This is a genomic window from Pedobacter sp. AW31-3R, from assembly GCF_052180285.1.
GTDB lineage: Bacteria > Bacteroidota > Bacteroidia > Sphingobacteriales > Sphingobacteriaceae > Pedobacter.
Genome location: NZ_CP197475.1, coordinates 6,275,798 through 6,287,354 on the forward strand (window position 1 = coordinate 6,275,798; position 11,557 = coordinate 6,287,354).

Sequence of the window (11,557 nt, forward strand, 5' to 3'; positions counted from 1 at the left end):
ATCCCCGGCCGGCTCAGCCGGTAGCATAATCGTTGCAAACCATAGCACAATCGTTTCAGTTAGTGTAACAGAATTGAAATAAACTTATATTTGATACAATAAATTGATTTCCTGACCAAAATAATACTTCCTATGCGCCATAATCCAGCTCTGATCGATCTGAGTAAGGGAGCAAGTCTACAGACCCTGGTAGAAAACAGAACAGCGTATACGCTGCAACGTTGTGAGCTGAATGTCTTTGAGACCTATGCCACGTCCTACGAGGTGCCCTTAACCTTTAATGATTTCGTGATTACCAGCATGCTGAGGGGTAAAAAAGTCATGCACCTGCTGGACAAGAAGGAATTTTATTACCTGCCCGGCGAGACGGTGATTGTGCCTCCTGCGAACCTGATGCGGATAGATTTTCCCGAAGCAACGGATGTAAACCCTACACAATGCATTGCCCTGGCGATAGACAATGACCAGATTAAACAAACCATCAGGTACCTCAATGAATATTTTCCGAAAGCTGACCAGCAGCACAAATGGTCATTGAACTATGATGAGTTCCACTTTCACAACAATGAAGAAATTACCTTCCTCATCAACAAGATCATCCGCATCTGCGCTGAAGGATCGAGGGAGAAGGATGTGCTGGCCGACCTTACCTTAAAAGAATTGCTGGTCAGGATCATGCAGACCCAGAACCTGCAGGTGATGGACGGCGCAAAACATGCTGCCAGTAATAACCCTTTGGCTTATGCCCTGGGATACATTAAAAACAACCTGGGGGAAAAGATAAATATTGCGCACCTGAGCAATAAAGCCTGTATGAGCAAGGCAACGTTTTACCGTTTGTTCAAGCGTGAGCTGGGGATCAGTCCGAATGATTATATCCTTACCGAAAGGATCAAACGTGCCAAACAATTGCTGTCAAAACCGGGATCCAAGATTGCAGCCATCAGCTATGAACTGGGTTTCAGTGATGCCAATTATTTCAGCAGGGTATTCAAAAAGCTGGAAGGCATTACTCCCGGAGGGTACCAGCTTCAGCGTGACCAGGTACAGACAAGCGGATATTCATAAAAAATAATCGTAATTATATAAAAATAATTTCTCTCTATTCCTTAATATTGCAGGGTGATGAAAAGAATCCTGCTCTGTATCCTTGCCTGCTTTTACCTGGGAATTTCCAGTGGGGCAACAGTGCATTTTCATTACTGTATGGGTCAGCTGGTTAAACTCGGCCTCTCTGCCCCACAAAAAACACCCTGCCCCTTCTGTGGCATGGAGAAAAAAGAAGCCAGTAAAAAATCATGCTGTAAAGATGATTATACCCAGGCTAAGGTCGATCAGTCACAAAAAACTGATCCGGTTCAGCATCAGTTCCAGCCTTTGTGCCCTGTACTTTCTCCTGCATCAGACTGGAAAAGCTGTGTAGCGGTTTTACCTATTGGGAGCCACAGCATTAATTTAAAGAATGCCCCTCCGGAAAAGGAACCTGTTCCTGTTTTTATCCGCAACTGTACCTACAGAATTTAGCCGCTGGCCGCTGATTTCCTTTCGAGAGCTCAGCCACACTTCCACCATTCCTGAAGCACCATTTATAAAATCAGCAGATTTTGTAAATCTCCTGCTGAATCAAACATTTGTCAACAGCATACAAACCATTCCCCCTGCCTTCACAGGACAGGGGGTAACAAGTATTGAACAACAATATGGTACATAAAATTATAGCATGGTCATTACGAAACCGTTTCATCGTCCTGCTGCTGGCAGCAGGATTACTGGCATGGGGGGTAATTTCAGTCCGAAAAAATCCCATAGATGCGATACCCGACCTCTCCGAGAACCAGGTTATCGTGTTTACAGAATGGATGGGTCGCTCTCCGCAATTGATCGAAGACCAGGTTACCTATCCACTGGTCACCAACCTGCAGGGAATCCCCAAAATCAAATACGTCAGGGGTTCTTCCATGTTTGGCATGAGCTTCATTTATGTCATCTTTGAAGATGATGTAGACGTATACTGGGCAAGGGAGCGCGTCCTGGAACGCCTCAGTACAGTCAGCCGCTCCCTGCCCGAAGGCGTGTCTCCGCAACTTGGCCCTGACGGCACCGGTGTGGGACATATCCTGTGGTATACCCTGGATGCTCCTGAGACCGACCTGGGGGAGCAGCGCGCCATACAGGACTGGTATGTCAAATTTGCCTTGCAGAATGTTCCTGGTGTCAGTGAAATCGCTTCCTTCGGTGGTTTCCAGAAACAATACCAGGTATCGGTGGATCCCAATAAACTCCTGTATTACAAATTGTCCATCCCGGAAGTGATCTCTGCCATACGGTCGAACAACAACGAATCGGGTGGAAGGAAATTCGAGATGAGCGACATTGGTTACATCATCAAGACCTCTGGTTACCTGAAATCGCTGGAGGAGATTGGCAATATCCCGGTGAAGAACCAGCAGGGTACTCCCATTAAAGTAAAAGACGTCGCCACGGTGCAAATGACGGGTGACAGCCGCCTGGGCATATTCGATCAGGATGGTGAAGGGGAACGTGTGGGCGGTATCGTTGTCATGCGCTACGGAGAAAATGCCGCGGCAGTCATCGACAGGGTAAAAGCCAAAATGAAGGAAGTGTCCAAAGGACTGCCTTCAGGCGTGAAATTCGATATTGTTTATGACAGGGGGAAACTGATCCAGGAATCGGTCGACTCGATCACCCATACCCTTATTGAAGAAATGATTGTCGTCTCCCTCGTGGTCGTCATCTTTCTTTTCCACTGGAGGAGTGCCCTGAGTATCATCATACAAATCCCGATCACCATTGCTGCCAGCTTTATCTTCTTAAACGCATTTGGCATCTCTTCCAACATCATGTCCCTGACGGGGATTGCCCTCGCTATCGGTGTGATCGTTGACAATGGGATCGTCATGAGTGAAAATGCCTACAAACACCTCGCAGAGCGCTATGAACAATGGCAGAATGAACAACAAAAAATTAAAGAATAATGAGCAGCCGGATCACACGAATATTCAAAAAAAGCCCATCATGGATGAAAACCCGGGGTACCACAAATAAAAAGGATCGGGAATGGATCTCAGAAGAAGAAAGGCTGGCGATCATAGAGAAATCCAGCAAACAGGTATCACGCGGGGTTTTCTTCGCCACGATTATTATCATTACCTCTTTTCTTCCGGTATTCCTCTTAACCGGACAGGAAGGAAAACTGTTCCATCCCCTGGCCTATACCAAAACATTCATCATGATTGTAGATGCTTTGCTGGTACTTACCCTTGCTCCGGTACTGATCTCCTTTTTTATGAAAGGGAAATTCCGCCCGGATACCGCGAACCCGGTCAACAGGGTGCTGGAAAAAGTTTACGAACCGGTCATCAGGACGGTACTGAAATGGCGTAAAACAACGATTGCCATCAATGTCATCGCTTTACTGATCACCATTCCCCTGCTCAAAAACCTGGGTACGGAATTTATGCCACCCCTCGATGAGCAGAGCATTCTGTTTATGCCCGTTACCCTGCCCGATGTGAGTAACAATGAGGCCAAAAGAATCCTGCAGGTTCAGGACAAGATCATTAAATCGGTTCCTGAAGTAGAAAAAGTACTGGGTAAAGCGGGAAGGGCAAGTACGGCGACAGACAACTCACCGATCAGTATGATCGAAACGATTATCATGCTAAAACCCCATACGGAATGGCGTGAAGGCTGGACAAAAAAGGACATCATTGATGAACTGGACCGAAAGCTGCAAATTCCGGGTGTGGTCAACGGCTGGACACAACCGATCATTAACCGGATCAATATGCTGGCTACGGGTATCCGTACCGATGTGGGCATTAAAGTTTACGGACAAAACCTGGATACCATTGCGGCGGTCTCGGCACGTGTAAAAACTGCCCTGGAAGGCACCAAAGGAATCAGTGATTTATATGTAGACCCCATCACCGGCGGCAAATACCTCTCGGTTAACATTCACCGGGAAGAATTATCACGTTACGGTCTAACCATAGATCAGGTGAACCAAACGGTAGAATCTGCCCTGGGGGGTGCCACTATCGGCAATACCATTGAAGGCAGGCAGCGCTTTTCCATTGGCGTACGCCTGGCGCAGGAATTCAGGAACAGCATCAGCAGCATTAACCGGATACCGCTGCAATCTTCCGCCATGGGCGAAATTCCCCTGTCTGCCGTAGCTGATATACGTTTTGAGGATGGTCCGCCAATGATCAATTCTGAAAATGCCCTGTTAAGGGGAGCAGTCATGTTCAATGTGCGTGACCGCGACCTGGGCAGTACCGTCAAAGAGGCCATAGAACAGCTCAATAAAGCGCAGGGCATTCTTCCTGAAGGATATTTCCTGGAATGGAGCGGACAATATGAACAGCTGATCCGCGGTCAGCAAACCCTGTTATGGATTGCCCCCATCGTTTTGCTGATTATCTTTTTCTCCCTCTATTTTGCTTTCAACTCCTTACGGGAAGCATTTCTGAGCCTGATTACCATTCCCTTCGCCCTTATTGGTGGGGCCTATATCATTTATTTCTGGGGAGTCAACCTCTCTATTGCCGTTGCAGTAGGCTTTATTGCCCTGTTTGGTATTGCTGTAGAAACGGGGATTGTGATGGTGATCTACCTGAATGATGCCATGCAGCAACTGATCGCCATCAAAGGAAATTCCAGCGCAACCATCACTACAGAAGACCTGCGTGAGTATGTCGTACGCGGAGCAGCGAAAAGATTACGTCCAAAGCTGATGACGGTCTGCGTATCGCTTTTCGGACTTGTCCCTGTGCTCTGGGCAAACGGAGTAGGTACCGATGTGATGCAGCCTATTGTACTGCCCATGATTGGCGGAGTACTGACTTCATCTACACACATTTTACTGGTTACGCCATTGATATTTTTAATGGCAAAGGAATATGAATTAAAGAAATACGGAAAACTGGAGGTACACAATGTTCATCATTAATCAACACCAGGGCATACATCAAACCGGAAGGCTGCTGCTGGCCATTTCGCTGTTACTGCCTTTCACTCTTGCGGCGCAGCAGCAACAGCCTGCTATCAGTCTGGACAGCCTGCTGAAACGTGTGGAAAACAACAATATCTCTCTGCAGAAATATGCACTGAAAGCGGAGAGTTACGGCTATAAAGCCAAAGCTGCTACAGCATGGATGGCACCGATGATTGGTGCGGGAACCTTCATGACCCCTTATCCGGGACAGGAAGTGATGGACGACAGGGATAAAGGTTCCCTGATGTTCCAACTCGAGCAGGACATTCCCAATCCGGCAAAGCTCAATGCACAAAGACGTTATATTGCTTCCCAGGCCGATGCAGAACTGAGCGGACGCCATATTGCCCTGAACACCCTTAAGGCACAGGCAAAAAATCTTTACTATACCTGGCTCATTGCCCGGCAACGCATCCATGTCCTCCGGAAAAACGACAGGATTATGCAAATGATGAAGAAGATTGAGGACATCCGCTATCCCTATAACCAATCGAAGTTATCAGGCGTATACCGTGCGCAGGCAAAAATAGAAGAAAACCAGAATATGATCCGCATGCAGCAGGGTGATATCGCAAGGGCAAGGGCATGGCTGAACAGCCTGATGAATGCCCCTGCCAATCAGCCCCTGGAAATAGACAGCACCACTGTCCCGCAATTTAATGCTGAAGCAGTGATCGATACTGCTAGTCTGGCCACACAGCGCAAGGATATCCTGCAGATGGAACAGAACATCCGTTCCATGAAACTGGGCATCACAGCCATGAAGGCACAGGCAAAACCCGACTTCAGGATCAGGTTCGACCATATGTATCCCTTAAATAAAATGATGCCCAAAGCCTACAGCGTGATGGGAATGCTGAGCATCCCTATCGTACCATGGGCTTCAAAAATGTATAAATCAGAAGTGAAAGCGATGAGCTATGATATCCAGGCCATGGAAAAAGAACGTACAGGCATGTTACAGGAATCGCAGGGCATGTTATACGGAATGCAATACCAGATCCAATCGATGTCTGACAGGATCGACGCCATGGAAAAGAAAATCGTTCCAGCCCTGCAGCGTAGCATGGATGCCGACTTCGTCTCCTACCAGGAAAATAAACTGGCACTGCCGGAAGTCATCAGTTCATGGGAGGCCCTGACCATGATGGAAACCAATGTACTGGATGAAAAATTGAAATTATATCAGATGATCGTTGATTATGAAAAGGAATTATACCGTTAAGAGGAATTACCTGCCAGGTCTGCTGATAGGATTAATGATAGGGGCAGCTGCCTGCAAACAAAAAAAACAAACGGACACCACACAGGCAGGACAGTCGGCGGCCCAGCACCATAGCCCGGCAGATACCAGTTTGAATGACCTGCTGAAACCGGTCAACGAGCGGGTCATTGCCAGCATCCCTGTCATCAGGGCCAGCAAAGGGCCGTCGGTATACATCAGGGAAATATCCGGACGTATCGCCTACGATTCACGCAACCAGGTCAGCGTATCAAGCCGGGTATCGGGACGTATAGAAAAAATCTATATCAGGTATAATTATCAGCCGGTAAAAAAAGGACAGCTGATTTTAACCTTATATGCTCCCGATCTCGCCGCAGCACAGCGCGAACTGTTGCTGATCGGAAACACGCTGAACAGCGGGAATTCCGGACAATCCGGCACCGAAGATCGCCGGTTGCTGCAATCGGCAAAACAAAAACTGCTGCTGCTGGGCATGAGTGCTGCACAGGTAAACAGGGTATTGAAAACGGGACAGATCAGTTATACCATTCCTGTATACAGCAATGCCACCGGTTATATCCTGGAACAAAGTACCGGCAGTGCAAGTGTACCGTCAGCCGCTCCGGTTCCCCCGCCTTCCTCTGCTATGGATCAGATGAACAGCGGAAGCAATGATGCCGGAAACAGCCTAAGCTCCAGCCCTGTGGCCTCTTCAGCAGTCCTGCTCCGTGAAGGACAATACCTGAATGCCGGGCAGCGCATTTTTACGATTTATGAGTCCTCAGCCCTGGTGGCGGAATTTTTCCTCCCTCCACAGGACGCCGCCCATGTCAGTACACAGGCGAAAGTCATTATTCAGCCTGCCGCTGGCAGCAAGGAAACCTTAACAGGAAAAATTGGCCTCATCCAACCGGTGATCAATGCCGGGGAGAACTTCGTACTGGCAAGGGTTTACCTTGGCAGGAACAAGCTGCAGGTTGGAGAACTGGTGAACGGGAAGCTGCCATTGATCACAGAAAGTACCTACTGGTTACCGAAGGAAGCGGTACTGTCGCTGGGTAACCAATCGGTGGTCTTCAGGAAAGAGGGGAAATCCTTTATCCCTGAAACCGTAAAAACCGGGATTACTCAGCACAATCAGGTGCAGATACTTGACGATATCCGGGATTGGGCCATTGCCAGAAATTCCTGGTACCTGGTGGACAGTGAAAGTTTTATTAAAATCAAAAATGAAAGGGATTAAGCATATGGAAAGGAAAGAATTTATCAGAAGCCTTGCATTTTTTGCACTGACACCAATGGCCTATCTCGCCTCCTGCACAGAGGAAAAAAAAGGGAAAACGGGAGCCGCAACACAGACCTATACCTGCCCTATGCACCCCCAGGTTGTGCAGGACAAACAAGGTACCTGTCCGGTATGCGGAATGGATCTCGTTCCTTTCAACCGGAATGAAACGGCTGCTTACCTGATCCTGGACGACAGTCAGCGTGCCTTAGCCAATATTACCACCTTAAGCGCAGGAACAGGCGCTTTACAGACTTTCAAACAATTGAACGGCCGCCTGATCGTAAACCCTGAAAAAACGGAAATTATTTCCAGCAGGGTTGCCGGAAGGATAGAACATTTATATGTGAGGCAAACGGGAGAAAAGATCAGCAAGGGACAGCCGCTGTACCAGATTTACTCGGAAAATTTATTGGTTTTACAACAGGAATACCTGCTTGCCCTTACCCAGGCGGCAGCTTTTCCGGGCGACAACACCTTCGCACGCCTGTTGCAATCCGCTGTACAAAAGCTAAAACTTTACGGGCAGTCGGCCAGCCAGATCCAACAGCTTCAACGGGCAAAAAAGACCAATCCTTACATCACCTTTACTGCCCCTGCAAACGGGACGGTCGCAGAACTGCCGGTTACCGAAGGGGAATATGTAGCAGAAGGTGGTCAGGTGATGCGACTGGAAGGCTACCAGTCATTATGGGTGGAAGCCGACCTCTATCCTGCCGAAGCAGGCAGTATCAGGGAAGGTCAGCAACTTAAAGTAGTGATCCCCGGATGGGAAAACCAGCCGCAGCTGATGACAGTAGCCTTCACCAACCCTGCGTTGCAGGCCAATAGCCAGCTTACACAAATCAGGGGAGCTATTCCCAACCCCAACCTGCAATGGCAGCCCGGACTTCAGGCCAATATATTTCTGCCTTTAATATCCACTGACCAGACCAGGAGTTTACCTGTTGGTGCGGTGATCCGTGATGGAAAAGGAGCACATATATGGATAGAAAGAAGTAAAGGCCGGTTTGAGCCGCAGGTCGTAAAAACAGGGACTGAAGACTTTGACCGGGTGGAAATCACTGAAGGCTTAGCGGATGGCGATCAGGTGGTTGTTACCGGAGCTTATCTTCTTTACAGTGAATATATCCTGAAGAAAGGAAAAAACCCAGTTGAATAGCCAATACCATTCAGGAACAGACCGCATTCAAGAACAGAAACAACCCATAACATACACGAAATGATGAACACACGCAGCTACCTATTTTTATGGACTACAGCAACACTATTATTCGCGGCATGTAATTCCAGCCAGACTTCCACAGCCACAGACAGTACCGGCCATCGTGCTGACACGTCAAACAAGGAGGTAGCCACCAGTACTGCCCTTAAACTGAAAGATGACCATTTGAATGCCATTGTGCCCTTTTATTTAGATTTATCGAAAGCACTGACCGACGAAGATGCTACCGGAGCCCAGGTTGCCGCAGCCGCAATGGAATTGGGGTTGAACGAGGTAAAAGGGGGACAAGGGGCTGCCCTTGCCAAAGCAGCTGCTGAACTGACGGCTGCAGCTGATATTGAGTCCCAGCGGAAGTTATTTTCAGCATTCAGCGATGGCTTTATTGCCTTGCTGAAACAAACCGGAATGGCAGGAGGTGAATTATTTATCGTACACTGCCCGATGGCTATGAATAACACGGGTGCCAACTGGATCAGTGCGACCAAAACAGTGAGGAATCCATATTACGGAGAAAGTATGCTGACTTGCGGGTCGGTGAAGGAAACCTTAAAATAGGCAAGAAAAAACCGGGTTGGCATATATGCCGGACCCGGTTGAGAAAATTAAACTGAGAGCGCTTAACTTAATTTTTATTTCAGGAAGATCTTCCTCACTGCATTATTGGTCATATCTATAAAATACAGATTGCCTTGCTTGTCAATGGTCATATCTCCGATCCAGCCAGATTTAGCCTCGGTCAGTGATCCATCAACATTACTGCCACTTCCAAAACTTACAACCGTAGTCTTCTCTTTGGAAGCAATGTTAACTTTACTGATGATACCGTATTTATCTGCCACATACAGGTTGCCAGCACCATCTGCTACCACAGCAGTAATCGTTGAGAAGCCACTTGCAACATAATTTACCACATTCGAACCTAAGGTATATGCCTGAACTGAAGCCTGATTATAATCTGCTGTATAAGCCACGTTGCCAGCAATAACAAAACGTGCCTCTTCAGCATAACCAGATCTTCCGATCTGCGTGGCCGTTGCTACACCCGTTTTACTCACCATATATGCACCGTCAAAAGCACCTCTGGCTACATACAATATTCCATTCTCATCGAAAGTCGACTTCAGTAACGTGCTCAGCGCAGGTGTAAAAGTGCTGACCATACCCTGTGGAGTTATTTTACGGATTCCTTTATAATCACTCACAAACAGGTTGTCATTGGCATCTATTGACATTCCCGGATTGTAGGCGAAAGAAAACGATGCCGCACTGCCTTGCCCATCGGCATTACCAGACACACCGCTACCTGCAAATAAGGTCACCGTACCATCTGTAGCAATTTTCTTGATGCGGTATTTTTCTGTTTCTATGACGAATACGTTGCCTTTGCTATCTACGACCAGACTGCTTGTTTTATAGTTTATTAAACTCAGGTCTGTATTGCCAACTCCACCAGCAAGTGTGATTACACCCGCACGGTTGAAATCAACAGGAGCAATTGCAGTTACACCATTTACGACAACTTTTAACGGTCCTGAAGTAAATCCTTCCGGTGCAATAACAACCAGGGTTGTGGCTGAGGCACTCTCTACAGTTGCTGCAGTACCATTAAAGGTAACGGCATTCTGAGCAGCAGCAGCATTGAAACCAGTACCTGTTATCGTCACCCGTGTACCAGCTAAACCGCTCTCCGGACTCAGCCTGGCAATTCCCAGCGTCTGATCTTTAAATTCAGGCCCTTCTGCCAGCTGATCATTTACACGAAGCAGGATTTTACCACTGCCCGTTCCTCCCGGAATATCCAGTGTGAGTTTAAAGGCTGTTGCTGTTTTCACAGGCACATTCACCCCATTGATGGTTACTTTGTTCTCCTCAGTTAACGTACTGAAAGTGGTTCCTGTAATGGTCATTTCTGTTCCTGAAGGCCCACTCAGAGGGGTCACATTTAAGATCGCAGGCGGCACGACAACGGTAAATACAGGCCCTGTCACTTTTTGTCCGTTTATCGTTACAGACAGCGCACCTGTACTCACCTCATCCGGTGCAATAACGATCAGGTGATCTTCTGCAGCTTCCTCAACCACTGCCACTTTTCCATTAAATTCAACCGTGTTACCCGCTGCCAGTTCTTCAAAACCAGCGCCGGAAATACGTACCTTTGTGCCTTTACCCCCTGTTAATGGTTTAACTGCAGCAATAGACTGGAATTTGAAAGACTGCCCGGAAGCTTCCTTCCCGTTCACCTTTACCATCACTGGCCCGCTGCCTGCATCTACAGGAACTTCAGCCACGATAAGGGTATCACTTGCACTGACCACCGCGGATAGCTTACCGTTGATATACACTTCAGCCGGACCGGTTAAACTTCCAAATCCTGCCCCCGAAATACGGATATGCGTACCCGCTGAACCATTTGCCGGACTAATTTTGGTGATGGTCAGGTCCTGGTAAGTATACTTCCCTACCGTAACAGATTCTTCATTCACTTTCATCACGATATCCCCGGTTGCTCCACCAGATGGAGCCCTTAAGACAATCGCACTGGAAGTGGCACTCACCACGTCCGCCTTGGTACCGGCGAAAGTCGCCGATACTGCATTGATGTTACTGCTTAAACCAGTTCCTTCCACCGTAACCAGGGTACCCTGGTTACCACTGTTCGGATAATAATCTGTAACTGCAAGAGGTACGCGGACCACCTCAGTTTCATCTTTTTTACAGGCTGCAAACAACAGCAACAGGATAGCGAAACTGCAAAGTCCCCTGTATAGTGCAGATGTATTCAATAGGCCTTGATTCTTCATT

Annotated in this window: 9 protein-coding genes; 8 read left to right on the forward strand and 1 reads right to left on the reverse strand. The window is 47.8% G+C overall.

The window, feature by feature from the left end; all coding sequences use genetic code 11:
- Nucleotides 1–132: 132 nt before the first annotated feature.
- From ACSBL2_RS25645 to ACSBL2_RS25680, 8 genes are all read left to right on the forward strand, one after another.
- A complete protein-coding gene (locus ACSBL2_RS25645; protein ID WP_442589410.1) occupies nucleotides 133–1,068 on the forward strand; it encodes an AraC family transcriptional regulator in 936 nt (311 codons plus the stop codon).
- Nucleotides 1,069–1,125: 57 nt separating this feature from the next.
- A complete protein-coding gene (locus ACSBL2_RS25650; protein ID WP_442589411.1) occupies nucleotides 1,126–1,524 on the forward strand; it encodes an HYC_CC_PP family protein in 399 nt (132 codons plus the stop codon).
- A gap of 176 nt (nucleotides 1,525–1,700) precedes the next feature.
- Nucleotides 1,701–2,996, forward strand: a complete 1,296-nt coding sequence (locus ACSBL2_RS25655) for an efflux RND transporter permease subunit (protein ID WP_442589412.1) — start codon at nucleotides 1,701–1,703, stop codon at nucleotides 2,994–2,996.
- 44 nt (nucleotides 2,997–3,040) lie between these two features.
- The gene (locus ACSBL2_RS25660; RefSeq protein WP_442589413.1) at nucleotides 3,041–4,975 is read left to right on the forward strand and encodes an efflux RND transporter permease subunit; all 1,935 of its coding nucleotides are present in this window, start codon (nucleotides 3,041–3,043) and stop codon (nucleotides 4,973–4,975) included.
- Entirely contained in the window at nucleotides 4,962–6,245 is a 1,284-nt protein-coding gene (locus tag ACSBL2_RS25665; protein WP_442589414.1) for a TolC family protein, read from the forward strand. Before ACSBL2_RS25660 ends, ACSBL2_RS25665 begins: the two co-directional genes overlap by 14 nt.
- Entirely contained in the window at nucleotides 6,223–7,488 is a 1,266-nt protein-coding gene (locus ACSBL2_RS25670) for an efflux RND transporter periplasmic adaptor subunit (protein WP_442589415.1), read from the forward strand. The genes ACSBL2_RS25665 and ACSBL2_RS25670 overlap by 23 nt, the downstream gene beginning before the upstream one ends.
- Complete coding sequence (locus ACSBL2_RS25675; protein ID WP_442589416.1) at nucleotides 7,475–8,692, forward strand: efflux RND transporter periplasmic adaptor subunit; 1,218 nt, start codon at nucleotides 7,475–7,477, stop codon at nucleotides 8,690–8,692. The genes ACSBL2_RS25670 and ACSBL2_RS25675 overlap by 14 nt, the downstream gene beginning before the upstream one ends.
- Before the next feature lie 60 nt (nucleotides 8,693–8,752).
- A complete protein-coding gene (locus ACSBL2_RS25680; RefSeq protein ID WP_442589417.1) occupies nucleotides 8,753–9,310 on the forward strand; it encodes a DUF3347 domain-containing protein in 558 nt (185 codons plus the stop codon).
- Nucleotides 9,311–9,384: 74 nt separating this feature from the next.
- On the opposite strand, the gene ACSBL2_RS25685 is transcribed toward ACSBL2_RS25680, so the two are convergent.
- Entirely contained in the window at nucleotides 9,385–11,556 is a 2,172-nt protein-coding gene (locus tag ACSBL2_RS25685) for an IPT/TIG domain-containing protein (protein ID WP_442589418.1), read from the reverse strand.
- Between the last annotated feature and the right edge of the window lies 1 nt (nucleotide 11,557).

Excerpts from the sequence above, each read along its gene's own strand:
- ACSBL2_RS25645 (WP_442589410.1), top strand. The coding sequence starts at position 133 with ATGCGCCATAATCCAGCTCTGATCGATCTGAGTAAGGGAGCAAGTCTA.
- ACSBL2_RS25650 (WP_442589411.1), top strand. The coding sequence starts at position 1,126 with ATGAAAAGAATCCTGCTCTGTATCCTTGCCTGCTTTTACCTGGGAATT.
- ACSBL2_RS25655 (WP_442589412.1), top strand. The coding sequence starts at position 1,701 with ATGGTACATAAAATTATAGCATGGTCATTACGAAACCGTTTCATCGTC.
- ACSBL2_RS25660 (WP_442589413.1), top strand. The coding sequence starts at position 3,041 with ATGAAAACCCGGGGTACCACAAATAAAAAGGATCGGGAATGGATCTCA.
- ACSBL2_RS25665 (WP_442589414.1), top strand. The coding sequence starts at position 4,962 with ATGTTCATCATTAATCAACACCAGGGCATACATCAAACCGGAAGGCTG.
- ACSBL2_RS25670 (WP_442589415.1), top strand. The coding sequence starts at position 6,223 with ATGAAAAGGAATTATACCGTTAAGAGGAATTACCTGCCAGGTCTGCTG.
- ACSBL2_RS25675 (WP_442589416.1), top strand. The coding sequence starts at position 7,475 with ATGAAAGGGATTAAGCATATGGAAAGGAAAGAATTTATCAGAAGCCTT.
- ACSBL2_RS25680 (WP_442589417.1), top strand. The coding sequence starts at position 8,753 with ATGATGAACACACGCAGCTACCTATTTTTATGGACTACAGCAACACTA.
- ACSBL2_RS25685 (WP_442589418.1), bottom strand. The coding sequence starts at position 11,556 with ATGAAGAATCAAGGCCTATTGAATACATCTGCACTATACAGGGGACTT.